This is a genomic window from Salinibacterium sp. AL4.1, from assembly GCF_059767305.1.
Map to the genome: position 1 here is coordinate 144,276 of NZ_JBSOQK010000003.1, position 26,319 is coordinate 170,594.

The window sequence follows — 26,319 nt, forward strand, 5'->3', positions numbered from 1 at the left end:
CACCTCTAGTCATAGTCATATCCGTTATACGTTCTCTCATAAATCTGGCCACCATTGGCAACCACGCGAATTACGAGGGTAGGTGTGGCAAGGAGCGCAACGTCGGCGTGACAACTCGCCCCGGGAACAGCGGTGTCCGCTGTCTGCCATGCACCCAGGGTGATTCCACCACAGCGGTACTGCACGCTTTCGTAATCTCCCGTAGGCCAGTTGAGCCACGCGAAAGTGCCGCTCTCATTGAGCACGTCATTGTCGGAGGTGAAAGTCAGGCTCGATACCGAAGGGTTCACCGGCACGCCCAGCGGGAACGCCGCTGACCACTCCGGCTGACAGATCGGGCCCGATCCGTAGCTGCGGCACGCGCGCACTTCGACCGAGATGTCTTGGCCGTATTGCTGACCGCCATCCGCCGTGAGGAACGAACCGAGCGCCACAGGACCGTAAACCGTGCCCGGTACGGTGCCGCCGCTCAAACGGTAGTAAACCGTGTAATCGCTATCGAGCGCGTCGCTACCCATCATGCCGCCATTGACCGTGAAGTCGTAGCGGTTGCCATTGGGCACGGGGCCGGCGGTATTGAGAGCGGTCACCACGGCGGGCGGAGTGTGAGCAATCACCGTAGGGGTTGCCGTGCAGCCCTGGCCGTTGTACGCAAAGACCAGCATTGTGTACGTGCGATTCGGCGATAGCCCCGACAGCGTCGCGGAGGTTCCCGTGCCGACTGCAGCGAGCTTTGCGCCGTTGCTCGTGATCGAGCCATCGGGCGCACAGGTTGGCTGGGTTCCGGTGTAGGCAGCCGCGGTGTACGACGTGACCGGTCGACCATTTTGGTTGAAGGCACCAGCCCAGCTCAAGTTAGCGGTGGTGTCGTTCACTACGGATGCTACGGGTGCAGCAAGCGCGATCGGCGGTCCCGCCGGGATAGCGCTTCGCGGCTCGCTCGTGTTCCACACCGACAGTGCCGTGTAGGCAGAGTTTCGAGCGCTCACGGTATAGGACACCGCAACACCGTTGTCGAGTACCCAGGTCGACGGCGTCTCCCAGGTACAAGTTCCTGCGTCACACTGCGCAAGGCCGAGCGTGGTCTCGAAACCGCCCACAACAACGCGGTACCGATCTACCGGTGAGCCGCCAGCAGGCGTGGGCACAGTGTTCCAGGTGAGGCGCAGGCCGTGATCAAGCGGAGATGCGCTCAGCGTCGTTGGCGCGACCGGGATGATGTCAGACCACACTGAGTCCGCAAGCGTTACCGGTTCGGATTCGCCGATCGCGTTGATGGCAACGACCGTCACCTTCACCGAGTTTGTCGGGCCGTTTCCGGTCGTCGGGATCGCACAGGTCGTTCCAGCACACTCCGTCGTGTTCACCAGAACTCCAGCGACACGAGTCGTCACTCGGTACGACGTGATCGGAGAGTTGTTGGCTGGTCCGGCGTTCCAGCGCATCATGATGGTTTTGTCACTAAAACCGCTCGGGCCGAGGTTCGAAACGGGATCAGGCTTGTCTTGAACCGACACCACAACGGTGCCCCAGACGTAGCGGCTCTCGTCGTTGGTGGCATCCGCTACCCGATATTGGAGATTCACGTCACCCGGAACTGCCGAATCTGACACCGTGACGGTCAGCGTTTGATTGTCGCTGCTCGGAACGATAGAGATCCCAGCCGGGATAGCACCGCCGCCAAGACCGCGAATGTCGACCACGCGCAATGGCGCGCCGGGGAAAGGATTTGTCGACGCATCGTTGGCGAGCACATCGACGACCGTAGTTTCGCCACGCTTGACAATCGCTACGTCAGGAGCGGGGCTAGCAAGAGGACGGGTAGATGGAACGACGTTGAGCTCGATACGCCCTGACTTTCCTTCGGAGAGGTCATCGCTCACGCCGAGGGAGATAGAGGTGCGGGTGCCCTTGAAAGCGCTGTCGTTAGCGCGCAAGGTCAGCATCGTGCCTTCGAGCGAATAGCTAAACGCTTCAGGAAGCGGGCTCAGAACAGTGTACGCAAGCTCATCGAGGTCATCCGGGTACGGATAGTTAGTCAGCTTGAGAAGGTCGATCTCCTTCTCTTGACCGGGTTCGAAGTCGATGACCGCGCCGCCGAAAACGGGAGCTTGGTTGTCACGCGGAAGAACCTCGATAGGCAACACGAGAATTGAAGTGCGCCCCTCCGGATCCGTCGCCGAAGTTCCATCGGTGACTTCAAAGGAGATGGAGGCCGGCCCGAAGTACTTTTCCGCAGAGGTGAATACCAGCGTGTCTTCGTCGCGCACGAGGCTCGAGCCGTCGCTGTGGGTCGCCAAAACCGTGCTGGAGTCGGTGAGACGCACCGGGTTATCGCCCACCGCAATGATGTAGTCGTCGAGGTCAATGACGAGAGTGCTCTCGCTGCTGATGCTCAGCTTCGGTGCCCGGCGATCGATCTGGGGAAGAGCATCGTTGTAGCCCGGCACCTTGATAAAGCCATAGCTGAAGATAGTCGGGTCGGCTGGGTTCGTCACACGGAACGGGATGATCTGGCCGGTGTCTCCGACCGAGACTTCGATCTGCTTATCTGATGTAACCGACGCCGAGTCGCCGTACCCCGGGTAGATTCCCAAGGAGAGCGTTCGTGGGTCGCCGTCGGCGAAGAACACGTCGGCAAGAACATCGACGGTCACACGGTTTCGATCGAGCACGTCGGAGAGCGTGAGCACGCTGTCCGTCGCGATCGGATACGCCGGCTTCGCGTCCGGATCGACCGTAACGCGTATGAAGTTTTGACTCGATCCGCCTGTTTCGTTCTCGATGACATAGATGATGCCGTAATCGCCAGGGGTTTCCGGAGGCGTGACCTTCACCACATCGCCATCGATCTCGGCAACCGTTTCGGCATCGTTCGGCTCTACCGAAACGACAGAGAGTGTGCTGCCATCGGGGTCTGAATCATTAGCTAGGACCTGAACGGAAACGGTGATGCCAGGTTTAACCGTCACTTCGTCGATGATTGCAACGGGATTGCGGGCACCATCGAGACGCGGGCTAATACCGATATTGATTTCGCCATCCGCCCGAGCTCCGAGTGAGTCGATCAGGGTGTAGCTGAAAGTGTCGGTGCCCGCGGAGTACTCTCCCGCCTGGTACACGAAGGTATTGGAATCAACTTCGATTACCGCGCCCTTATTCGGGTTCGTTGCTTGGCCGAGCAGGAGAACCGAGTCGCCATCAGGGTCGGCGGAGGTCAGCGGGATGGAGATGCGAACGGTGTCACCAGCAAGCACGCGCGCAGTGACGGTAGGCGGAACCGGCGGGTTGTTACTCGACGCGTCGACCTCACGAACGGCAATATTTACGATCGCTGTCGCGGATTGCCCGTCGGGCCCCGCGACTTGATACGCCGCGGTGAAGTTGCCGGGTCTGTCGGGCGCGAGGTAGCGCAACACGTCGCCAGAAGCGAAGAGGAGGCCTGAGTCATCGGGAAGGTCCTGAGCCAGCTTCGGCTCCAACGACAGTTCGAGCCCATCGGGGTGTTCATCATTCAGAAGCACAGGGATGTCGACAGCCTGTCCCACGCGAACCGTCACCGAGTCATCGTTGGCGATGGGGGCCTGCAAGCGGGACGGCGCGGGAATTTCGACAACGGTGATCACGCCGACGGCATCCGCTAGCCCATTACTGATGCGGTAGTTGAAGCTGACCGGCCCGTTGTCGAGCGGAGCCTCGAGGCTGACTCGAACAAGGCGCTGTTCGAGGATCTCGGCGCGAACGCCAGAGCCCACGGGCAGGTTCATCGTTTCAGTGACGAGAAGCACTCCACCGGCGGGATCGACGTCTGTGCCTGCAACGTCAATTCTCTCATTCTGGAGAGTTTGGACGAACACAGTCTTGGGCACGGTGATCGGTGACGTATTGGCGTCTGGCGGCGCGACAACGTCGATACGCACGATCGCCGTGAACGTGAGGTTTCCATCCGTCACGACGTATTCAAGGTTGTGGCTGCGAATCTCATCGCTCTCGAAACGGAAGGTTCCGGTTTCGTAGCTCGGCAGCACTTGCGAGCCAGTTTTTGAAGGAACGCTAGTGAGGCGAATATTGCCGTTGCCACCGTGAACGTAACTCAGCGGCGACACCGTGACTTCCTTGCCCGCATAAGCCAGCACCACGAACGGGTCGGCTTCGATCGGAACTTCTCCGGCAGGCTTCACCGAGAGCGACACGCTGCCCGAACTTTCGGCAGTGCCGTCCGAGACTACGAGCGTGACGACCTTGAGTTCGCCACCGGCTCCGGAATCTGAGAATACGAGGTCCCCTCCCGGCTGGTAGCTCACGACGTCGGGGGCTGCGACAGACGCACTCGTGAGATAGAAGGGATCGCCATCCGGGTCTACCCAGTCGCCGAGAATTTGATTCGAAACGCGCCCGCCCGACTGCACAGTGAACTCGGTAGCGCGCACCTGTTGCGGGGGCGAGTTTTCGGAATCCTCGCGGATCTCGACAGTCACACTGGCACTGGCCGTGCCCCCGCGGCCATCGCTAACAGTGTAGTTGAACGACACTTCCCCGCTAACGCCAGGCTCCAGTGTGATCTGAATCTGCTGCCGGTCGTTGATGCGGTCGATTCGACCGATTCCTGGATCGATGATGGGCAGGTCTTCGATTACGAGAACATCACCGTTTGGGTCATAGTCGTTGAGCAACACCGGCAGAACGGTGGAACGGCCCGGGCGGGCTCCAAAGGTATCGTCGACCGCGACTGGCGGCTGCTGCACTTTGTCGACCTCGGGCTCGAGGTCGACGAGGTTCTGCTCAACCTCGGGCTCTTCCTCTTCGATCGTGATGAGCTGATTCCAGTTGTCGATCAGCTCGCCGCTGCTCTGCACTGCCCAGGTGCGACCAGAAAGTCGATCGTTGAGCACCGCGCGCGATCCGTTAACCGAGTAGGAAAGCTGAGCGTTGGCTTGCATCTCGCTCAACTGAAGCATGACGCCTTCGCCAGCATCCGTGGGGCAGCGTCGCCAGTTCTCGCCGCTCGACCATGCTGCAAATTCGCACTCGCCCAGCCGCAGCGGAGCCGCCGGAATACCGGATTGGCCCGTGGCAAGGCCGACGGCAGCGGCACCGTTGAGCGGAACGCTCAGCACGCCATTGCTGTATCCGATGAGAACTCGTTCGCCGGCAGCAGAGGGAATCTGGAGAATGGTGCCGTTGCCGCCATCCACAAGCCCGGTGAGGTCAACCTCGCGGCCATCCATGTGCAACAGTTCGGCATCGGAGTCGAGGATCGCCCACTGGCCAGCAACCGACGTGATGCTCAACTCGGCATTTGGATCAAGTTCGAGGTTCTCGCTGGACTCCGCCGTGTCTGAGATAGCGGCATTCACTCGGAAGAGCTGAGCGGCTGACGGAGAGTAGGCGAACAGTAGCCCATCTTCATCGACGCTGACGATTGCATCGGCGCCGAGGCTCAAGGATGCGGGAGATTCGGCATCGAAGTTCAAGAAGTCTTCGTACGACCTGATCCACAGCTCTCCGGTGCCGTGCTCGAGTACGACTACGTTGTTGCCTGCGAAATACACTTCGGGCTGGTTGGGCGGGAGCGCAACGCTGTCGTCGATTTCAGAGAGCGCTGGGTCGACAATGTCGATCGAACTTTCCGAGCGGTCGAAGAGCAATACGCTCTCGCCTTGTTGAACCACTTCGAGGTCGGCACTTTGCGCGTTTACGACGGAGTTGATTTCAAGCACTTCGGTGCTGGCGCGCCCGATTGCCTGCTGTTGGTTGTTGGCGACCCAGACGGCACCGTCTGCCAAGTCGACGCGCTGAGCGGTGTATCCCGTCGACACAATTGCGACCGTAGTTACCAGCGCTACGATCGCAGAGACACTCACCACACCGATCACTGTGGAGCGGCGCGCTTTACCCCAACGCTTAATCACTGGCCTCCCTCATCACGGCAACACCGCGCATTTTTGGGCACTCGCGGGGCCAGACTTGCCCTCGCGAGTAACAGTGACGGAAATACAGACGTTTTCGCCCGACTCAGCGTCAACGACAAAGTTCGGCTCGCGCTGCTGAACTGACGGTTGCCCATCGGTCGTTTTGATTTGGTAGAAGTCGCCGGCTTCGAGGCCGGGATCAAGCCAGGAGAACTCCACGACGTCGGCTGAGACCGATGCTGAGATGTCGCTCACCACGGGGATGTCGTTCGAGCCCGACTGAAGCTGAATGAACGTGGCCGTGGCTCCCAGCACGACGACGAAGGCTGCGAGCGCAACACCGATCCACGCGACGGTCTGCATGCCGCGCGTTTTGGGAATGGGACTGATGCCTGTCTTGCGACGCGACATTTTGCCTTCGGCCGCTTCACTCTCGAACGAGCCGAAGCTTTCTTCGATGTTAGCGGGGCGGCGACGCTTACGGCGTTGCGAGGACGTCATTGGTGATGCTTGGCCGGGGCGCACACGGGTGCGGTCTTCCAGCTCGGCGACCGTAGCCAGAGCCCAGTCGTCCATGGCAACTTCGATTGCTGTCTGCGAGAGCCCGAGCTCAGACTCCACCGCTTGCAACTCGTGTACTAGTTCGAGAACGCTGCCTTGGCGCGCCTCCGCTTTGCGAGACATCGCGCGGTTGAGGGCGCGTTCCAAGCTCTCGGGCACATCGCTTCGCCCGGTAGTGCGTGGCTTCGCGCGGTTAATGCGTGAGATGAGGTCGGTCGATTTGTTCGACTCCCCCGGCACCTCGAAGGGCGAGCGCCCGGCAAGCAACGAGTACACCGTGGCCGCATACGACCACAGTTCAGATTCGATCGTGCCGGCGGTCTCATCCATTAACACTTCGGGTGCCGACCACGGGATCGACATTCCCACGGCTTCAAGATTTTCAGACTCGCTGAGCGTCGCCGCAATACCAAAGTCGGAGAGCACAGGATGCCCATAGGCAGTCGTCAAAATATTGGACGGCTTGATGTCTCGGTGCAGCACACCCGCACGATGGGCGGTCTCGATAGCACTGCCGATCTTGATGGCAATGCGAAGCACTTCAGGAACAGGGAGTCGTTCGACTCGGTAACGCTGGCTGAGCGACGAGGAACACAACTCCATGACAAGGTACGGGCGGCCGTCTGAAGACACACTCGCTTGGTAGACCGTGAGGATCGAAGGGTGCGAGCTGAGCTGGGCCATCAGGTTGGCTTCGGCCTGGAACATGAGCCGAACTTGGTCGTTCACAACCTCGCTGAGCATCACTTTGACAGCGACTTGGCGTCGCGGCATATTCTGCTCATAAAGGAAGACATCGGCGAAGCCACCCGAGCCCAGAACGTGAACGTGGGAGAATCCGGGCAGCGCAGGAGGAGCTGAGGGCAATCTTCTCGCCACAGAACACCCCTTACTTGTCGTCGAGTTCGATCATTCTAAATGAGGAAACCACTCAAAAATCGGATTCTGCCCCTTGTCTGGGGTCAGTTTGTCTGTCCCCAGTATGGAGGACTCGAGGGCTACGCCGCTGTAGGCACTTTCAACACATCGATCACAATTGCGGTGATGTTGTCTCGCCCACCGCTATCGAGCGCGGAATCAATGAGTTGCGATACCGTCTCATCGGGAGAAAGACCCTGCTTCATCAGGCGCTCAATTTCGTCGTCCGAGACCTCGCGAGTGAGGCCATCCGAGCAGACCAGCAGGCGCTGCCCGCATTGGATAGGCAGCATCCAGAAGTCTGGTGACGGTGCGGCGTTGAAGCCGATCGCTCGCGTAATGATGTTGGCATCCGGATGATCGTCTGCCTCGTCGCGCGAGATCAAGCCGGCCTCAACGAGGTCTTGAACCACCGAGTGGTCTCGTGTGATTTGAGTTAGGCGCTCGGAGTCAAAGTTGTAGACCCGGCTGTCCCCCACGTTGAAGACGGCGAAGCTCGCGGACTCGTGGTGTTCAGTGATCACGACGCCAGTGACGGTCGTCCCCACGCCCAGCTCACTGTCTTGCGCAATCAAGCCGATGTAGTCGGTCGCTCGTTCCAGCGCGCGCTCCACAGCGCGTGCCGGCAGAAAGTCACCCGTAATGGCATCATCGAGTCGCTCGACGACGGCAGCACTGGCGAGATCTCCCGCCGAGTGTCCGCCCATTCCATCGGCCACAGCGAACATGGGAGAACGCGCCACGTAGCTGTCCTCGTTTGCGGCGCGCCGATGTCCAGTGTGAGTGCCCGCAGCCCACGCAAACGTAAACGTTTGTTCTGCTCGCCCCGGTAGGGCGATGGTATGCCCCGGGTTGTTGCCGCCGATTTCGGTCACGGCTACCTTCCTGCCCGTTTACTCCAGACGCCGCCGAGGCAGAATCCTAATAATGTTTCCGTCTCCAATATCCACTAGCGTGCCGGTGGAAACCACCACCGACTCACCCTGACGAAGTTTTCGTGCCGCATTGCCCGGCACTTGAACGACCGAACCATTGGTGGAGCGCAGATCGGTGACGATCACCGATGCCCCCAATTGCCGCACTTCGACGTGCGTTTCTGATACTTCGCACTGCGGAGACTGTACCGCCACAAGGCGCGGGCCCACGCCTTTCACAATGCGCGGAGGTCGCGGGTCTCGCCCAAACACACACGCATGTTCCAGAGAGTACATCTGCGCAGTGCCGTCAAGTTGCACCCGGTAATACAGCGCAGAGGATGCCGCCGTCGGCTCCACGGGAGCGCGCGGTGGCTTCACTTGCGCTGCGGCACGCGCCCGCAAGCGCGCTGCCTCTTGAGCTGTAGTCGGCGATGCTTGCTTTGCTTGCGATTCGACGGGACGTTGGTAGGGCTTAACGACCGCTGCGGTTCGTCGCGCGCTGATGATAATCGTGTCATCGAGATCAGGCATGGTCGGCTGAAGCTGCGGCCGCTGGCCCGCCGTTATCGTGTCATCGAAGTCATGCTTCACGCGGCAATCTTAGGCACGCTAGACGTTTTCTCGTGGGAGCACGTCACGCTTGTCCGATAAAACTCATCACATGCTTGATGCGGGTGTAGTCCTCGAAACCGTAGCTCGACAAATCTTTGCCATAACCCGAGTGCTTGAAGCCACCGTGGGGCATCTCCGCCACGATCGGAATATGGGTGTTGATCCAGACGCAACCGAAGTCGAGGTGCTTAGCGAAGCGCATCGCACGGCCGTGATCGCGAGTCCACACGCTCGAAGCCAGCCCGTAGTTGACGTCGTTGGCCCACTCAAGCGCTTGGCCCTCATCCGTGAACTTCTGAACAGTGATGACGGGGCCGAAGATCTCGTTCTGAACTGCCGAGTCGTTCTGCTGAAGTCCCGAAACGATGGTCGCTTCGTAGAAGTAACCGCGATCGCCCTGGCGTGCACCACCGAGTTCGACCTGCGCATGCGATGGCAGCTCTTCGATGACGCGAGACACCTGCGCAAGTTGGTTCGCGTTATTCACGGCACCAAAATAGACGTCTTCGCTCGGCGCACCAGTGGTCGCGTTCTCGCGCGTCCACTTCACAAGCTCAGCAACGAACTCGTCGTGGATGTTGGCGTGCACGATTACTCGCGTCGCCGCAGTGCAGTCCTGCCCCGCGTTGAAGTACCCCGCGGCGCCAATACCGGCAACAGCAGCGGGGATGTCGGCGTCGTCGAAGACAACAACAGGAGCCTTACCGCCCAGCTCGAGGTGCACTCGTTTGAGATCGACGGATGCCGCCTTGGCGACTTCCATTCCCGCCCGCACCGATCCCGTGATGGACACCATTTGCGGCGTCTTGTGGTCGATCATGAGCCCGCCGGTGGTGCGGTCCCCTGTCAGCACGTTGAACACGCCAGCGGGAAGAAACTCAGCGGCGACTTCAGCGAACAGCAGTGTCGCCGAGGGAGTCGTGTCACTGGGCTTGAGCACGGTCGTGTTTCCCGCAGCGATGGCCGGGGCGACCTTCCACACCGCCATGTTGAGCGGATAGTTCCACGGCGCTACTTGCCCGATGACGCCGATCGGTTCTCTACGGATCGACGACGTGTGGTCTTTCATGTACTCGCCCGAGGCCATTCCCGAGAGATGACGGGCTTCGCCGGCGAAGAACCGAATCTGGTCGACCGAAAGCATGATTTCGTCAGCGACGAGGCTCGCACGCGGCTTGCCGGTGTCCTTCGACTCGAGGTCGGCGAATTCGTCGGCGCGAGCTTCCATTGCGTCGGCGATACGGAAGAGCGCAAGTTGGCGCTCGGAGGGCGTGGTCTCACCCCAAGTCTCAAAGGCTGTCGCCGCGGCGGAATAGGCGGCGTCAACATCCGCACTCGACGAAACCGGCGAGTGCGCGTAGTTGTCTTCAGTGGCGGGGTCGATCACATCGAAGCCGCTTTCCGTACGCGCTGCGACGTACTCGCCATTAATAAAGTTCTGGATGTCAGGAGCGCTCATGCCTCAAAGATAGCGACCATGACGCCACTAATCCACCCCGGCACTAACGATTTCCGCCGCAAAAAGGCATTTTTGATACGGAATCACTTGCCAGCCATGCCCTGAACTGACAAAATCGATACATGAGCACTTCTTCGCGTGGTTCCGCCAACAAGCCTGTGCACCTTGACGACGTCTCCAAGTCAATCATCGAACAGCTACAGAACGACGGTCGTCGTTCTTATGCGGAGATCGGCAAGGCTGTTGGCTTGAGCGAAGCCGCTGTACGCCAGCGCGTGCAGAAGCTCACCGAATCTGGCGTCATGCAGATCGTGGCTGTCACTGATCCAATGCAACTGGGCTTCTTTCGCCAAGCAATGATCGGCATCCAGATCTCGGGAGACACCACTTCGGTGGCCGAAAAGATCGGCAAGCTCCCCTCAGTCGACTACGTCGTTCTTACCGCCGGCAGCTTCGACCTTCTCGTCGAAGTCGTGTGTGAGAACGACGACGACCTCATCGAGCTCCTCAACCACGACATCCGCGGCATCGAAGGCGTGCGATCGACGGAAACTTTCGTCTACCTGCGCCTCCACAAGCAGTTCTATAACTGGGGAACGCGCTAAGCGCTCCCCACCTCACCAACGTCACCACGCACCAGTTCCCCAACGCACTAAAGAAAGTGTTTGAGATGTCAGAGTTCAACGAAGCCGATCTTCAGCAAAAAGCGAAAGATCACCTATGGATGCACTTCTCCCGCCAGTCGGTGATGGAAGACGGTCACGGCGTTCCCATCATCGTTCGCGGTGAGGGTCACCACATTTATGACACCAAGGGCAACAAGTACTTCGACGGCCTCAGCGGACTTTTCGTTGTCAACGCGGGTCACGGCCGCAAGCGCCTGGCCGAGGTCGCGGCTAAGCAGGCTGAAGAACTCGCGTTCTTCCCGCTCTGGTCGTACGCGCATCCCAAGGCCATCGAGCTGGCTGACCGGCTAGCGGGCTACGCCCCGGGCGATCTTAACCGCGTCTTCTTCTCCACCGGCGGTGGCGAGGCAGTAGAGACCGCCTTCAAGTTGGCCAAGCAGTACTGGAAGCTTCAGGGCCGCCACACCAAGCACAAGGTCATCTCGCGTGCCGTCGCCTACCACGGCACCCCGCAGGGAGCACTGGCCATCACCGGCATCCCCGGCATGAAGGAGATGTTCGAACCTCTCGTTCCCGGCGGCTTCCGCGTGCCAAACACCAACTACTACCGCGCCGAGGAGATGGGCTTCCACGGCACCGAAGAAGAATTCGGACTGTGGGCGGCGAACCGCATCGAAGAAATGATCCAGTTCGAAGGCCCCGAGACCGTCGCTGCGGTCTTCTTAGAGCCCGTTCAAAACTCGGGTGGATGTTTCCCGCCTCCCGCTGGCTACTTCGAGCGCGTGCGCGAGATTTGCGACGAGTACGACGTTCTGCTCGTCAGCGACGAAGTCATTTGCGCGTTTGGTCGCCTCGGCCACATGTTCGCGTGTGATGCATACGGCTACGTTCCCGACATGATCACGTGCGCCAAGGGAATGACCAGCGGCTACTCACCGATCGGTGCGACCATCGTCTCCGACCGCGTGTACGAGCCCTTCAAGCACGGCGAGACGACTTTCTACCACGGCTACACTTTCGGCGGACATCCGGTTTCCGCTGCAGTAGCGCTAGAGAACCTCGACATCTTCGAAGAAGAGAAGATCAACGAGCATGTCCGCGAGAACTCTCCCAAGTTCCGTGCTGCCCTTGAGCGCCTTCTCGACTTGCCCATCGTGGGCGATGTTCGTGGCGATGGATACTTCTTCGGCATCGAACTCGTGAAAAACAAGGCGACAAAAGAGACCTTCAACGATGAAGAATCCGAGAGCCTGCTCCGCGGTTTCTTGTCGAAGGCGCTCTACGAAGCCGGGCTCTACTGCCGCGCCGATGACCGTGGAGATCCTGTGATTCAGCTGGCACCGCCGCTCACGATCGGACCCGCCGAGTTTGACGAGATAGAATCGATCCTGCGTTCGGTTTTGACCGAAGCATGGAGCCGTCTCTAGAACCCACCGCGTTCGCCCTCCCTCTTACCCCACGGCTCGGATAGAGTTCCTTCCGTGAGCACTGAGGAAAATTCGCTAACACTGCGTCCGCGCGATGACCGCGCTCGGATCACTGTGGCACGCGCAATCGCAATTGTGCTCGCGATCCTGTTGAACGTAACGGTGATCGCTGCTGGGGTGTGGGCTCTCACACACCAGCAGCGCATCTCCGATCAGTTCACGGTGTGGCAGTTCGAGCCGTCCTCTACGGTGAGCACCTACGTCACCTCGGCGGCGATGTCAGAGGAGGGCGAGTTCCTCTTCTACGCGAGCCAGCCCGTCGTCCAAGAAAACCCGGAGTTCAACAGCACGTGCTCCAACGTTGAAGAGAACTTTGGCGTGCTGGGATGCTACTTTCCGAGCAGCAAAGCGATATACCTCTTTGATGTGACGGATGAGCGGCTCGCCGGCATCGAAGAGGTCGTCGCCGCACACGAGATGCTCCACGCTGCGTGGGATCGACTTTCGGATGACGAGCGCGCCCGACTGGCGCCATTGCTCGAGGCAGAAGCCGACCGCATGAAGGATGATCCGGAGTTCGCAACAACGCTGGAGTTCTACGCTAAGACTGAGCCCGGCGAGCGTTCAAACGAGCTCCATTCGATCATCGGTACAGAATTTGCCGATCTGAGCCCGGAGCTTGAAGAGCACTACGCCACCTACTTCACGGATCGCGCGACAGTTGTGGCGCTGCACGAGAAGTCGAATGCAGTCTTCACCGAACAGCTGGATGCCAGCAAGAAGCTCGTTGAGCAGCTGGATGCTCTCCGAGGCACGATCGATGACGACTACGCGACCTACAACTCGGGCTATGACAGCTTGAACGCCGACATCGACAACTTCAATGCACGCGCTGACCGAGGAGACTTCACCACGCTCGATCAGTTCAATCGTGAACGAAACCAGCTCATCGATCGCCAGGATGAGCTGAACGCGCTCTACGACACCATCGAAGCTAACGTCGCCGCCTACGACGGGCTTGTCGTTCAGCTCGAAGATCTCAACGCCACGATCAGCGAACTCAACGAGAGCATCAACATCGAACCGCGCAACGAAGACGGCATCTAACGCCGCTCCTCCACAGCACGTTTTTTCGAAGCGAATTGCAATGTCCGAAAATGGCCAGCCGTCTTCTCGCTAGGCGGCGTACGCTCGAAGCATGAACACGCTCACCCCCCTACAGACCGAGGTCACTTACCTGCGCCGGCTGTCTTCGCCGATAGGCCGTATCGAGCTCACGAGCGACGGCGCTAGCGTCATCGGCCTCGCCATTGAGAACGACGGTGTTCTCCCCCGCAGCGAACAGCCGGAGCGTTCTTGCCAGGTTCTCGACACCGCGGCCGCTCAACTCGCCGAGTACTTTGCCGGAGACCGCCGCTCCTTCGACTTGCCGCTCTCCGCGGCCGGCACAGAATTCCAAAAGTCCGTGTGGCTACAGCTCAACCAACTGCCGTACGGCGCCGCAGTGTCCTACGCCGATATCGGCCGCGCGACAGGCCGCCCCACCGCCGGTCGCGCCGTTGGCGGTGCTGTCGGCGCCAACCCGATTCCGATCATCGTTCCCTGTCACCGCGTGCTGGCCTCGAACCAGCGGATTACCGGCTACAGCGGTGGCGACGGCATTCCCACCAAAGTCTGGCTTCTCAAGCACGAGGGAATCAGTCACAAGTGAGCGATCGTGAATCCCTCCTTGCCGGGCCGGACGGCCGCGCTCGATGCAGTTGGGTCGGAGACGACCAGCAGTACCGCAAGTATCACGACACCGAATGGGGCAATCCCCTCCGCGGCGACCACAAACTCTTCGAGAAGATAATGCTCGAAGCGTTTCAAGCGGGCCTGTCCTGGATCACGATCTTGCGTCGCCGTGAGGGCATCCGCGAAGCCTTCGATCACTTCAACGCCGCCACGATCGCAGGCTACGGCGACGACGACATTGCACGGTTGCTGAACGACCCCCGCATCATCCGCAATCGGCTCAAGGTATCTGCGGCGATCACCAATGCTCAAGCGACTCTCGAGCTCACGCGGAACGACCCCGGCGCGCTAGACACGCTGCTGTGGAGTTTCGCACCGCCACCACGAACTACTCGTCTCGCAGCGTTCGGGGACGTTCCTGCGACCACCGAGGAGTCAACGGCCATGAGTAAGGCGCTCAAAGCGCGAGGGTTCCGCTTTGTGGGCCCGACAACGATGTACGCGCTCATGCAATCCGCGGGCATGGTCGACGACCACCTCGAAGGCTGCTGGCGCGCCGCTTAGCTACTTAGCTGCTTAGCTGCTTAAGAGCGCGGCCGGCACAGCGGAGTCGAAGCGCAGCCGCAGCGTCAGCGGTTCAGGGGTATTGCGGCAGCGTCACGGCCCGGCAGCGCATCAGCTCAGCGGTGCTGCGGCAGCGTCAGCGGTTCAGAAGAATTGCGGCTGATCTGCGGTGTGGATCAGCGCCATCACTAGGGGTTCTCTACGATTAGATCGAGTTCGCCAAGGGCTCCGTGTTCCAGCTGGAAGCCGGCACCGTTTGCCCACTCGAGAAGCGAGTCGACCGTTGAATGGCGGATCCCCGCCCGCACGAGCGCACGAGTGAAGAGTCCTTTGGACTTCTTGTTGAAGTGACTCAACGCCACATGCTTGCCATCTGCACCGGTCGTCACCACTCGCAGGTACGCGCTGTTCTCCCCTGCCGTGCCCAACTGTGCGTACGCTTCAGAGCGAAGGTCTAGCTGGAGCCCACCGAGCCCCGCCAGAGTTTCGGACGCCGGAGCACGCCAATGCTTCTTCAACGGCAGACCAGGAACTTTGGAGTTATGAGACAGGCGGTACGCGGGAATGGGATCGCCGGCACCGATCGGGCCGAACAGGGCAGAATGCACGACCACAGTCTCGTGGGCGAACGAGCGCTCATCAGTAGTCATGGTCGCGGCATCCAAACCGTCGAATAGCACGCCGGTATAGCGTTCGAGGGCTGGCATTACCGGCGCGGTGGCCAACGCACGGTTGCGCTCCACTTCGAAAAGCTGTTTCGAGCTGATGCCAAGGGCGCGTTGAGCGGCTTCGGTGTCCCCGGCGAGCTCTGAGACCGCAGATACGACGGCTTGCCGTGGCTGAGTGAGCTCGGGAAACGAGAGGCGATCCCAGTCGAGCACGGCACTCTGATCTCCCCCGTCACGCTTAGTTTCGGACGGAGGAAGGAGAACGATCACGCGTCGAGGAAAGCGGACGCCCGTTCGACGTTGACGCCGATGGGGCCGGCAGAGTCGAGGGTGATGCGGGCGACGGCGCCGCTCACTCCGCTCCACGGAGAATACTCTTCAACGCTTTGCTCGACAGCATCGCGGTCTGGCGCACCCGCAAGCTCACGCTTAGCAGCGCGCTCTACGAGGCGTTCTTTGTGGAGTTCTTCGTCGGAACAGACGACTTCAATGAATCGGATGCCGGAGCCGGTGCGCTCGGCTAGGTTGACCCACTGCTCGCGCGCTGGATCCACGGCGTTGACAGCATCGATGATGATGTCGTTGTCGTTCATCAGCACGGATTCGGCGAGGGTCTCCGCCACCAGATAGGCAGCGAGTCCTGTCGGTTGTCCGGCGCTGATGCCGGCCTTCAGGATCGCTGTCTCTATCTGGTCGACAGACAACACGGTGGTCTTGCGCCGGGCACCAACGACCTCTGCGAGAGTCGATTTTCCTGCACCCGGCAACCCGGCCATCGCTATAAGCATGATTGAAAACTAAACCAGTTCTGCGGTGCTCGCCACCACGGTGACGGTGTTGTTCTCAACCGAGAGGAACCCGTTGTCCGCAATTGCGGTCACCGTCTGGCCATCTGCGGTGGAAACACGGACCTCACCTTTGGCCAGAATCGCCAGAAGCGGTTCGTGACCCGGGAGGATTCCGATTTCACCTTCGGTGGTACGAGCGATGAGCTGGGTTGCCTCCCCCGACCAGAGTTCCTGGTCGGCGGAGACAACGCTCACTGCGAGAACTGCCATTGTTAGGAGTTCTCTTTCTGAATCTTGGCCCACTGCTCTTCGACGTCGTTGATTCCACCGACGTTGAAGAACGCCTGCTCAGCAACGTGGTCGAATTCGCCCTTGACGATCGCGTCGAACGACTCGATGGTGTCCTTGAGCGGAACAGTCGATCCCTCAACACCGGTGAACTTCTTCGCCATGTAGGTGTTCTGCGAGAGGAACTGCTGGATACGACGTGCGCGCGATACCGTGATCTTGTCTTCTTCAGAGAGCTCGTCAACACCGAGGATCGCGATGATCTCCTGAAGTTCCTTGTTCTTCTGCAGAATCTGCTTCACGTCGGTAGCAACGCGGTAGTGGTCGGCACCTAGGTAACGGGGGTCGAGGATACGACTCGTCGAGGTGAGCGGGTCAACGGCCGGGTACAGACCCTTCGATGCGATTTCACGGCTGAGCTCAGTCGTGGCGTCGAGGTGGGCGAAGGTCGTTGCCGGTGCGGGGTCGGTGTAGTCATCGGCAGGAACGTAAATTGCCTGCAGCGACGTAATCGAGTGTCCACGGGTCGACGTGATGCGCTCCTGAAGGATACCCATCTCGTCGGCAAGGTTCGGCTGGTAACCCACGGCGGAAGGCATACGGCCCAGAAGGGTCGAAACCTCGGAACCGGCCTGCGTAAAGCGGAAGATGTTGTCGATGAAGAGCAACACGTCTTGCTTCTGCACGTCGCGGAAGTACTCAGCCATGGTCAGAGCCGAGAGAGCGACGCGGAGACGCGTTCCTGGCGGCTCATCCATCTGGCCGAAGACTAGGGCCGTCTTGTCGAAGACGCCTGCCTCGTCCATTTCAGCGATGAGGTCGTTACCTTCACGGGTACGCTCACCAACACCGGCGAATACGGAAACTCCACCGTGGTCCTGAGCTACACGCTGAATCATTTCCTGGATCAGAACGGTCTTGCCGACACCGGCACCACCGAAAAGTCCGATCTTTCCACCCTGGACATACGGGGTGAGAAGGTCGATGACCTTGATACCGGTTTCGAAGAGTTCGGTCTTCGACTCGAGCTGGTCGAATGCCGGGGGCTTGCGGTGGATAGGCCAGCGCTCGGTGATCTCGATCGTTTCGCCGTTGACCTTGCCATCGGCATCCGCGTTCAGGATTTCTCCGGTAACGCTGAAGACCTTGCCCTTGGTGATGTCACCAACGGGAACCGTGATCTGCTCGCCCGTGTCGCGGACTTCCTGGCCGCGGACAAGTCCGTCAGTCGGCTTGAGCGCGATCGCACGAACAACGTCGTCTCCGAGGTGCTGAGCAACCTCGAGTGTGATCTCGGTGGTCTCGCCACCGATCGAAACGTTGGTCTTGAGAGCGTTGTAGATACCGGGGATCGAATCGTGCGGGAACTCGACGTCCACAACGGGACCGGTTACACGTGCGATACGTCCAACGCCGGCGACAACAGCAGCGGCAGCTGCCTTCTTCGCAGGCGCCTTCTTTGCTGGCGTCTTTTTGGCTGGGGCCTTCTTGGCCGGGGCTTTTTCAGTCATGGCTTCCCTATCTATGGTTCTTACTTAGCCGAGCTCAGGGCGTCCGCGCCGCCCACGATCTCGGAAATCTGCTGGGTGATCTCAGACTGGCGCGCGTTGTTTGCGAGGCGCGTGTAGTCGTTGATGAGCTTGTCTGCGTTGTCGCTTGCAGACTTCATTGCTTTCTGCGTTGCGGCGTGCTTTGCAGCAGCAGACTGAAGCATGGCGTTGAAGATACGACTTTCGATGTAGACCGGCAGCAAGGCGTCAAGCACCTTGTCGACCTCAGGTTCGAACTCGTAGAGAGGGAGAACATCCTTCTCATCGGGAGCTTCTACACCTTCGACGATCTCCAGCGGGAGCAGACGCACAACCTCAGGAACCTGCAGAAGCATGCTGACCAGGCGGTTGTAAACGATGTGAATCTCGTCTACGCCACCCTCGCTGGCCGGCTGCAGGAACTTGCTGACAACCGCGTCACCGATCTCCTTAGCAATCTCGAACTCAGGGGAATCAGTTCCACCGGTCCAGATTTGCTCAGCATCTCGCTTGCGGAAGGCAAAGTATCCGGCAGCCTTGCGGCCGACGAGGTAGTAAACAACTTCTTTACCTTCACCCTCGAGGCGAGCAGCGAGTTCACCAGCTTCGCGAAGAACGTTCGAGTTGAACGCTCCTGCGAGGCCGCGGTCGCTGGAGAAAATGACGACCGCAGCGCGCTCGACTTTCTCTGGCTCCGTTGTGAGCACGTGATCGACGTTCGAGAAAGTCGCCACCGCCGAAACGGCACGCGTTACGGCGCGTGAGTACGGACCCGATGCAGCAACCCGCTGTTTCGCCTTTTGAATGCGCGACGCGGAGATCAGCTCCATCGCGCGTGTGATCTTCTTGGTCGTCTTGGCAGAACTAATTTTCTGCCGGTAGACCCGAAGTTGCGCTCCCATGGCTTTCTAACTTTCTATGTCGTGTTGGTCGATGATCACTGCTGCGAAGCTCAGCGCTTCTGCTTGACGATCTGCTCTTGAGCGATGTCTTCTTCAGCGATCTCGTCGAACTCCTCGGTGCCGACGGAGTTGAGCGACTTGCCCTCACCCGTCTGGAAGCCCAGCTTGAAGGCTTCAACTCCGGCATCCATGTCAGCGATCAGCTGGTCATCGAGTGCGTTCTTCTCGCGGAGGGTGTCGAGCACCTTCGTGTTGCGTGCGAGGTAGTCGTGGAGTTCGCTTTCGAAACGAAGGACGTCTTCGACAGGAACTTCATCGAGCTTGCCGTTGGTGCCGGCCCAGATCGAAACGACCTGGTTCTCGACGGGGAACGGCGAGTACTGCGGCTGGCGCAGCAGCTCGGTGAGGCGTGCGCCTCGAGCAAGCTGGCGACGGCTCGTTGCGTCGAGGTCAGATGCGAACATCGCGAATGCCTCGAGCGAACGGTACTGAGCGAGTTCGAGCTTCAGGGTTCCTGAAACCTTCTTGATCGACTTGACCTGGGCGTCACCACCGACTCGCGAGACCGAGATTCCCACGTCAACAGCGGGGCGCTGGTTGGCGTTGAAGAGGTCGGACTGCAAGAAGATCTGGCCGTCGGTGATCGAGATCACGTTGGTCGGGATGTAGGCAGCAACGTCGTTTGCCTTGGTCTCGATGATCGGAAGACCGGTCATCGAACCGGCACCCAGCTCGTCAGAGAGCTTGGCACAACGCTCGAGCAGACGGGAGTGCAGGTAGAACACGTCACCGGGGTATGCCTCACGTCCTGGCGGACGGCGCAGGAGCAGCGATACGGCACGGTAGGCCTCAGCCTGCTTGGAGAGGTCATCGAAGATGATCAGTACGTGCTTGCCGCCGTACATCCAGTGCTGGCCGATGGCCGAACCGGTGTAGGGAGCGAGGTACTTGAAGCCTGCGGGGTCGGATGCGGGAGCAGCCACGATGGTGGTGTACTCCATTGCGCCGGCGTCTTCGAGCGCACCCTTGACGGCAGCGATCGTGGAACCCTTTTGACCGATAGCAACGTAGATGCAGCGAACCTGCTTGTTCTCGTCGCCCGACTCCCAGTTGTCCTTCTGGTTGATGATGGTGTCGATCGCGATGGCGGTCTTACCCGTCTGGCGGTCACCAATGATCAGCTGGCGCTGGCCACGGCCGATCGGGATCATGGCGTCGATTGCCTTGATTCCGGTCTGCATGGGCTCGTGCACGCTCTTACGGGCCATAACGCCAGGAGCCTGAAGCTCAAGGGCGCGGCGACCTTCTGCCTTGATGTCGCCGAGACCATCGATGGGGTTACCCAGCGGGTCAACTACACGGCCGAGGAATGCGTCACCGACGGGCGAGGAAAGAACTTCGCCAGTGCGAGTAACTTCCATACCTTCGACGATGCCGGTGAACTCACCGAGAACAACAACACCGATCTCGTCTTCGTCGAGGTTCTGAGCGAGGCCCAGAGTTCCATCAGCGAAGCGGATGAGCTCGTTGGCCATAACGCCGGGGAGTCCCTCGACGTGGGCGATGCCGTCGGACGCGTCAATGACCGTTCCGGTTTCGGTGGTCGCGGCCTTGCCGGGCTCGTAAGCCTTGACGAAGTCCTTGAGCGCGTCGCGGATCTCGTCCGGACTAATGCTGAGTTCTGCCATTGTGTTTTCCTATTCCGTGGAAAGTTCTGCTAACTCGCTAGCCTGCGAGTTGGATCCTGAGGTCGTTGAGCTTGGTGGAAACGCTGCCGTCGATAACTTCGTCACCGATCTGCACGCGAACCCCACCGATAATCGAGGGGTCGAGACGAACGTTGAGCTTGAGCTCGCGTCCGTAGTTGCTGGCAAGTCCTGCACGCAGGCGCTCAAGCTGTGCTGCCTTGAGCGGTGCGGCGGTCGTAATTGTTGCGACGGCCTTGCCTGCCTGGTCCGCAACGATGTCAGCGGCCGTGGAAACGAGTTCCCCGATGCGACGCCCACGGGGCTGCTGAACGAGATGATCAACGATCAGCGCCGTCTGTTCAGATGCCTTGCCCGTGAGCAAGGAACCGACGAGCTTCGACTTAGCAGCAGCCGAACCGAGCTTGCTGCCAACAGCAAGCTCGAGCTGTGCGTCAGACGCGACGGTAGTACCGAAAGCAAAGAGTTCGTCTTCGATTGCGAGCTTTGCCGGAGCCGACTTAGCGATCGCACGAATGCCGACCTCTTCGATCCCTGCGAGCAAGTCGTCAGCGCTCGACCAGCGAGCGCTCACGATGGCTGAAAGTACGGTGCGCGTTGAGGCGCTCAGCGACGAGAAAACCGAGCCGACTGTTGCGGCCTTGTCTTTCGCGTCAACGGCAGGGTCAGCCAAAACAGCACGAAGCTGAGCGGAGTCGCCCACTACACGTCCTGCTTTGAACAGCTCTGCGCCCGTGGCCAGAGAGTTCTTGGCAGTGACGGATGCGAGTGCATCCTTCGCTGCAACAAGCGCTTCTCTCGTAGCTGATCCCATTACTTCTTCGCCTTTGCCTTCTCTGATGCCTCGAGGTCAGCCAAGAACTGGTCGACGAGTGCCGACGACTTCTTGTCATCTGTCAGGCTCTGCCCGATAACGCCCGATGCGAGGTCGATGGCCATTGAGCCAACTTCGCTGCGGAGCGAGACGAGTGCCGCCTGGCGTTCTGCTTCGATCGTTGCTTGAGCGTTCGCAGTGATGCGAGCGGCTTCAACCGTCGCCTGCTCTTTGAGCTCGTTGACGATTGCGGTTCCCTCGAGACGAGCCTGTTCGCGGATCTTCGCGGCTTCGGCACGGCCCTCAGCAAGCTGCGTCTTGTACTGCTCAAGAGCGGTAGCAGCTTCAGCCTGAGCGATCTCGGCCTTCTTGATGCCACCTTCGATGGCGTCAGCGCGAGCATCGAGCGTCTTCGTCAGTGCTGGAAGGAACTTCTTCCAGAAGAAGAACAAGATGATAGCGAAGCAAACCGCTGACCAAATAATGTCGTAATCTGCGGGAATGAGCGGGTTGATAACCGGTTCGCCCTCTTCTGCAGCAGCCAGTAGTGCGCTATGCATCCCAGCCTCCTCAGTCAGTTAGTGGTTACGGGAACGGGATGAATGCTACGGCGATCGCGATGAATGCGAGCGCTTCGGTGAATGCAATACCGAGGAACATCAGGCCCGTGAGGCGACCCTGAAGTTCAGGTTGGCGTGCAACCGACTCAACGGTCTTTCCTACGACGATGCCTACACCGATGGCGGGTCCGATGGTTGCAACACCGAATGCGAGGGGTGCAATGTTTCCAGTCAGCTCTGCGACGTTCATTTGTGTTTCCTTCCGTGGTTTTCTAATCCAGGCGAGTGCCGGGATCGGTCTAGTGCTCTTCGACCAGCGCGAGCTGGATGTATACGGCGGTCAGGAATGTGAAGACATAAGCCTGAAGTACCGCAACAAGTAGTTCGAAGATTGTGAAGATGAAGCCAAAGGCGAGGGTGCCAATGCTGAACAGACCGAAGAGGCCGCCAGCAGTGAACAGGAAGAAGTGCGTTGCCGAGAAGCAGAGCACGAGCAGCATGTGACCCGCGATCATATTCATGAGAAGACGAAGGGCGAGAGTTACCGGGCGAAGGATGAACGTGGAGACGAACTCGATCGGAGTAACGATGAAGTACAGCGGCCACGGCACACCGGCGGGGAAGAGCGACGCCTTGAAGAAGTTGAAGCCCTGCTTCTTGATTCCCGCGTAGATGAACACGACGTAGGCGACTAGCGCCAAGACCAACGGCACACCGATTACGGAGGTACCCGCGATGTTCAGCCCCGGCACAATACCGGTGATGTTCATTGCCAGCACCATGAAGAACATGGTGGCGAGGAGCGGCATGAAGCGCTTGCCGTCTTCCTTGCCCAATGCGCCTTCAGCGATGTTTGAGCGGACGAAGCCGACGGCCATCTCGAGCAGGCTCTGGCCGCGGCCGGGGATCATGCTCATGCGTCGCGTGCCCAGCCAGAACAGCAGGACCAAAACAGCGACAGCGATGAAACGCACCATCATGATGCGGTTGATCTCAAAGGGGGTATCTACAAAAAGAAACCCGGGTGGGACAAACTCGGTTAGCGAGGGGCCGTGAAAGCCCCCGTCGCCTGATCCGTCATCGGTGGCAAAGGGCGCAATGAGCGCGAGAGCGTTATATAACAGCGCTGTCTCCAGAATCGGGGCGTGTAATTACGCGGCGATGAAAGATGGGGGTTTGTAGCAGGATCAACTGTATCAAGAGAATTACACTCACGACGAATCTGAAAGCGAATCCGCGAGATTAGTTTGACGTCGAGGTATCTTCACCTGGCAACTGCACTCCAGGCACGTAACTTTCGCGGGCTCGGACGAACGCGAGCACGTCAACAACGAGGCTTCCGAGCACTGCCGCGAGCATCGCGAAGAAGAATACGACGGGCTCAAGGAACGGCTGGCTACGCAGGATCACGAGGATCGCGATGAAGACGACAAACTTCATCAGCCACGCGCCGAGAACGACTGCAAAGAAGATCGTGCTTGAGGAGTCTCCGCCGCTTGCTCGAGACGCGATGACGATGCTGCCGGCGGTGAGGCCCATGAAGAGTGCGGTGAGACCGGCACCGATGAGGGCGCTGATCATTCCCGAGTTTCCCGCTACGAGATAGCCAATGATGGAACCGACGACAGCGATGCTGACGGTCAGGATCGCTCCATAAGCGATCGCGCGGCCGAGGATTGCTGAGGACTTCATTCGCTGGGTTCCTTTGTGTGGGGACTTTCGGGGCCGCCCTGAGGCGCAGGGTGATCCGGATCGTTGTCGGGTGGGGATGAGCTGGTCACCGCTGTAGCACTTGAGGCCGCATCCAGTCCGTCGTACCTTGCGACGTCGAGAGTCTCTTGCTCAGCGGCGAGACGTTGCGCGGCGACTTCTCTCGATTTGCGGCGGCTCAGGGGCGCTAGCGTTACCGCCGCACACACGGCAAGACCCGCGATAAACATGAGCGCGGCCCAACGCCACGGCACGAAGGTGAACCCGAGAACGCCGACTGAGGCAACGAAGGTCCAGCTGTAGAGGATGAGCACCGCATGGAGGTGAGAGTGCCCCATATCTAGCAAACGGTGATGCAAATGCTTACGGTCAGCAGTGAAGGGAGACTTGCCAGCACGCAGGCGGCGGATGATCGCAAGCCCGAAGTCAAGCAAAGGAATGACTAAAACAGCTATGGGCAAGAGGATGGGGATGAAGGCGGGTAAGAAACCAAGTGTGAACTTGTCTGGCTGTGCGAGGTACGTGTCGTCGACCTGGCCAGTGACGGAGATCGCAGAGGCTGCCATGAGAAGGCCTACGAGCAGCGCACCGGCATCACCCATGAACATTCTTGCCGGGTAGAAATTCACAGGAAGAAGCCCCACGCAAGCCCCGATTAAGATCGCGGTAGTAAGAGACGCAAGGTTGAAGTATTCGGTCTGAGCTTGCCCTTGCAGCAGATAGGCATAGATGAAAAAGACACTGCTCGCGATGATCGCGACACCGGCAACGAGTCCATCGAGTCCGTCGATGAAGTTGACCGCATTCATCACCAGGACAATCGCGAAGATCGTAATGATGATCGAGACGTGCGGCGACACGATTGTTTTCCCGCCAATCGGCAAGGTTGAGAGCTGCACGCCTGGCCACGCTACGACGAATGCAGCAATCACTTGCCCGGCCAACTTCGTGAGCCAATCAAGATCCCAGATATCGTCGGCGACACCGATGATCACAATGATCAGGGCAGCGCCGAGAAGACCAAAGACCTTGCCTGGCTCATTGAAGATGAGCGAGAAGTTGCTGAAACTGGAGGTCACGGCGAACGCCGCAACCACACCGAAGAACATCGCAACGCCGCCCAGTCGCGGAGTGGGCCGCGAATGCACGTCGCGCTGACGCACCTGCGGATAAAGCTTGTACTTGAGCGCCACCTTGAGCACCAACAGCGAAAGCGCGTAGGTGACCATCGCGGCGATACCCGCGATGAGGAAGTAGAAAACTATTCGCACAGATCGGCCCCGATCAGATCGCGAATGGCGTCGGCCGAAATGACGCCTTCGCGCACGATGCGCAGCTTGCCACCCTCAACAAGCAGACCCGTGGCATCCACGATGGTCGACGCGAGCTCTCCGCCCTCACCGTCGCTGAGGTACACCGAAACGGAGTCCCCCAGCATCTCGTGAGCAGCCTCAGCCGTGCGAGCGGCCGGCAGACCGGTGCTGTTGGCGCTGGACACCGCGAGCGGTCCCGTCTCTGAAAGGAGTTCGAGGGCAATACGGTTCGACGGCATCCGCAAAGCAACCGTGCCCTGAGTCTCCCCCAGATCCCAGCTCAGCGAGGGCTGGGCGGGAAGAATGATGGTGAGGCCACCGGGCCAGAACTCGGCCACGAGCGTGCGCACTTCGTCGGGCACCGTCGCCGCGAGAGCATCAAGCGTGGGGATGCCGGGGATGAGCACCGGAGGAGGCGACTGCCGAGTACGCCCCTTGGCGTCAATAAGTTTCTGCACCGCATCCGGCTGAAAAGCGTCTGCCGCAACGCCGTAAACGGTATCGGTGGGAATGACGACGAGGTCGCCACGGCCAATCGCCACACGCGCCATTCTCATACCGGTGAGGAGTTGGGCTTCGTCGGCGCAATCGTAAAGGTCATCCATGTCCCCAACATGGTACCGGGAGAAACAGTGAAAGACTGATCACGACTAACAGATAGCGATGGCAAACAATGACGCTGCTTTTCATCTTTGACATGGATGACGTGCTCTACGACTACGACTGGCGTGCGCGGATGGCCGCGATGAGCGAGCTCACGGGCCTCAGCTTTCTCGAACTGCGCCGCCGCTGGTGGCACGATGACGGCGAATTTGGCGCCGAAGCCGGCCTCTACGCAACCGGCGAGGAATACCTTGCCGCCTTCGAAGAAGCCATCGGCCAGCGCGTGGATCTCGACAGCTGGCTAAAGATTCGAGCGGCAGCGATGACGCCGTGGCCCGATTCGCTCGCAGCCGCCCGCCGCGCTTCCGAACTCGGCCGGGCGACGCTATTGACCAACAATGGAGCGCTTCTCGGCGATAACCTCGCCAGAGTCGCCCCGGAGCTTGTCGAGATCTTCGGCGATCACCTGCGGACCTCAAGCCACTATGGTGCCCGTAAGCCCAACCCGGTCGTGTTTGAGCGGGCTCTCGAGGCGTACGGCGTCGCACCCGAAAACGCGTTCTTTGCCGATGACATGCCCGAGAACGTTGCTGCCGCCCAGAGCCTCGGTATCACCGGCCACGAATTTCGCACCTGCGCCGGCATGCATGCCGCGATCGAAGAGTTTGCCGCCGCTCGCGCCTAGCAACTTGCACGTCGCAAGTTCCG

General features: G+C 59.7%; 24 protein-coding genes. 6 read left to right on the forward strand and 18 right to left on the reverse strand.

Going from position 1 to position 26,319, the window contains the following annotated elements:
* Positions 1-5 precede the first annotated feature (5 nt).
* From ACWTV3_RS13235 to ACWTV3_RS13255, 5 genes are all read right to left on the reverse strand, one after another.
* Positions 6-5,912, reverse strand: a complete 5,907-nt coding sequence (locus tag ACWTV3_RS13235) for an Ig-like domain-containing protein (RefSeq protein WP_498478675.1) — start codon at positions 5,910-5,912, stop codon at positions 6-8.
* Positions 5,913-5,924: 12 nt separating this feature from the next.
* Positions 5,925-7,352 carry a serine/threonine-protein kinase gene (locus ACWTV3_RS13240; RefSeq protein WP_498478676.1) on the reverse strand — a complete coding sequence of 476 codons (1,428 nt, stop codon included), beginning with the start codon at positions 7,350-7,352 and terminating at the stop codon, positions 5,925-5,927.
* A gap of 119 nt (positions 7,353-7,471) precedes the next feature.
* The gene (locus ACWTV3_RS13245) at positions 7,472-8,266 is read right to left on the reverse strand and encodes a PP2C family protein-serine/threonine phosphatase (protein WP_498478677.1); all 795 of its coding nucleotides are present in this window, start codon (positions 8,264-8,266) and stop codon (positions 7,472-7,474) included.
* Positions 8,267-8,284: 18 nt separating this feature from the next.
* On the reverse strand, positions 8,285-8,899 hold the full coding sequence (locus ACWTV3_RS13250; protein WP_498478678.1) for an FHA domain-containing protein: 615 nt from the start codon (positions 8,897-8,899) through the stop codon (positions 8,285-8,287).
* Positions 8,900-8,942: 43 nt separating this feature from the next.
* Positions 8,943-10,379: a gamma-aminobutyraldehyde dehydrogenase gene (locus tag ACWTV3_RS13255; protein WP_498478679.1), complete on the reverse strand. Its 1,437-nt coding sequence runs from the start codon at positions 10,377-10,379 to the stop codon at positions 8,943-8,945.
* A 122-nt stretch (positions 10,380-10,501) separates the two neighbouring features.
* On the opposite strand from ACWTV3_RS13255, the gene ACWTV3_RS13260 reads away from it, so the two are divergent.
* From ACWTV3_RS13260 to ACWTV3_RS13280, 5 genes are all read left to right on the forward strand, one after another.
* Positions 10,502-10,984 carry an Lrp/AsnC family transcriptional regulator gene (locus tag ACWTV3_RS13260; protein ID WP_498478680.1) on the forward strand — a complete coding sequence of 161 codons (483 nt, stop codon included), beginning with the start codon at positions 10,502-10,504 and terminating at the stop codon, positions 10,982-10,984.
* 65 nt (positions 10,985-11,049) lie between these two features.
* The gene (locus ACWTV3_RS13265) at positions 11,050-12,432 is read left to right on the forward strand and encodes an aspartate aminotransferase family protein (RefSeq protein ID WP_498478681.1); all 1,383 of its coding nucleotides are present in this window, start codon (positions 11,050-11,052) and stop codon (positions 12,430-12,432) included.
* A 54-nt stretch (positions 12,433-12,486) separates the two neighbouring features.
* Positions 12,487-13,539, forward strand: a complete 1,053-nt coding sequence (locus ACWTV3_RS13270) for a hypothetical protein (protein ID WP_498478682.1) — start codon at positions 12,487-12,489, stop codon at positions 13,537-13,539.
* Between the two features lie 91 nt (positions 13,540-13,630).
* Entirely contained in the window at positions 13,631-14,143 is a 513-nt protein-coding gene (locus ACWTV3_RS13275) for a methylated-DNA--[protein]-cysteine S-methyltransferase (RefSeq protein WP_498478683.1), read from the forward strand.
* Positions 14,140-14,730, forward strand: a complete 591-nt coding sequence (locus tag ACWTV3_RS13280) for a DNA-3-methyladenine glycosylase I (protein WP_498478684.1) — start codon at positions 14,140-14,142, stop codon at positions 14,728-14,730. The genes ACWTV3_RS13275 and ACWTV3_RS13280 overlap by 4 nt, the downstream gene beginning before the upstream one ends.
* 188 nt (positions 14,731-14,918) lie before the next feature.
* On the opposite strand, the gene ACWTV3_RS13285 is transcribed toward ACWTV3_RS13280, so the two are convergent.
* The 13 genes from ACWTV3_RS13285 to ACWTV3_RS13345 form a co-directional block, all read right to left on the reverse strand.
* On the reverse strand, positions 14,919-15,668 hold the full coding sequence (locus ACWTV3_RS13285) for a YaaA family protein (RefSeq protein ID WP_498478685.1): 750 nt from the start codon (positions 15,666-15,668) through the stop codon (positions 14,919-14,921).
* Positions 15,665-16,186, reverse strand: a complete 522-nt coding sequence (locus ACWTV3_RS13290) for a P-loop nucleotide/nucleoside kinase family protein (RefSeq protein ID WP_100389980.1) — start codon at positions 16,184-16,186, stop codon at positions 15,665-15,667. Before ACWTV3_RS13290 ends, ACWTV3_RS13285 begins: the two co-directional genes overlap by 4 nt.
* Before the next feature lie 9 nt (positions 16,187-16,195).
* Entirely contained in the window at positions 16,196-16,456 is a 261-nt protein-coding gene (locus ACWTV3_RS13295) for a F0F1 ATP synthase subunit epsilon (protein ID WP_100389979.1), read from the reverse strand.
* A gap of 2 nt (positions 16,457-16,458) precedes the next feature.
* Positions 16,459-17,985, reverse strand: a complete 1,527-nt coding sequence (gene atpD, locus ACWTV3_RS13300) for a F0F1 ATP synthase subunit beta (protein ID WP_229820453.1) — start codon at positions 17,983-17,985, stop codon at positions 16,459-16,461.
* A 20-nt stretch (positions 17,986-18,005) separates the two neighbouring features.
* Positions 18,006-18,905 (reverse strand): F0F1 ATP synthase subunit gamma, encoded by a 900-nt coding sequence (locus tag ACWTV3_RS13305; protein ID WP_100389978.1) that lies wholly within the window; start codon positions 18,903-18,905, stop codon positions 18,006-18,008.
* A 50-nt stretch (positions 18,906-18,955) separates the two neighbouring features.
* A complete protein-coding gene (gene atpA, locus ACWTV3_RS13310; protein ID WP_498478686.1) occupies positions 18,956-20,593 on the reverse strand; it encodes a F0F1 ATP synthase subunit alpha in 1,638 nt (545 codons plus the stop codon).
* Positions 20,594-20,630: 37 nt separating this feature from the next.
* Positions 20,631-21,425, reverse strand: coding sequence for a F0F1 ATP synthase subunit delta (locus tag ACWTV3_RS13315; protein WP_100389976.1), 795 nt, complete (start codon positions 21,423-21,425; stop codon positions 20,631-20,633).
* A complete protein-coding gene (locus ACWTV3_RS13320) occupies positions 21,425-21,985 on the reverse strand; it encodes a F0F1 ATP synthase subunit B (protein ID WP_498478687.1) in 561 nt (186 codons plus the stop codon). Before ACWTV3_RS13320 ends, ACWTV3_RS13315 begins: the two co-directional genes overlap by 1 nt.
* Before the next feature lie 25 nt (positions 21,986-22,010).
* Positions 22,011-22,235: an ATP synthase F0 subunit C gene (gene atpE / locus ACWTV3_RS13325; protein WP_129071100.1), complete on the reverse strand. Its 225-nt coding sequence runs from the start codon at positions 22,233-22,235 to the stop codon at positions 22,011-22,013.
* A gap of 49 nt (positions 22,236-22,284) precedes the next feature.
* Complete coding sequence (gene atpB / locus ACWTV3_RS13330) at positions 22,285-23,085, reverse strand: F0F1 ATP synthase subunit A (RefSeq protein ID WP_498478758.1); 801 nt, start codon at positions 23,083-23,085, stop codon at positions 22,285-22,287.
* 142 nt (positions 23,086-23,227) lie between these two features.
* Complete coding sequence (locus ACWTV3_RS13335; RefSeq protein WP_498478688.1) at positions 23,228-23,677, reverse strand: Cg1360 family ATP-synthase-associated protein; 450 nt, start codon at positions 23,675-23,677, stop codon at positions 23,228-23,230.
* Positions 23,674-24,966 (reverse strand): MraY family glycosyltransferase, encoded by a 1,293-nt coding sequence (locus ACWTV3_RS13340; RefSeq protein ID WP_498478689.1) that lies wholly within the window; start codon positions 24,964-24,966, stop codon positions 23,674-23,676. Before ACWTV3_RS13340 ends, ACWTV3_RS13335 begins: the two co-directional genes overlap by 4 nt.
* Positions 24,957-25,613, reverse strand: a complete 657-nt coding sequence (locus ACWTV3_RS13345; RefSeq protein WP_100389968.1) for an L-threonylcarbamoyladenylate synthase — start codon at positions 25,611-25,613, stop codon at positions 24,957-24,959. Before ACWTV3_RS13345 ends, ACWTV3_RS13340 begins: the two co-directional genes overlap by 10 nt.
* A gap of 68 nt (positions 25,614-25,681) precedes the next feature.
* Here ACWTV3_RS13345 and ACWTV3_RS13350 point away from each other — a divergent pair, with 68 nt between their 5' ends.
* On the forward strand, positions 25,682-26,296 hold the full coding sequence (locus tag ACWTV3_RS13350) for an HAD-IA family hydrolase (protein ID WP_498478690.1): 615 nt from the start codon (positions 25,682-25,684) through the stop codon (positions 26,294-26,296).
* Positions 26,297-26,319: the final 23 nt, after the last annotated feature.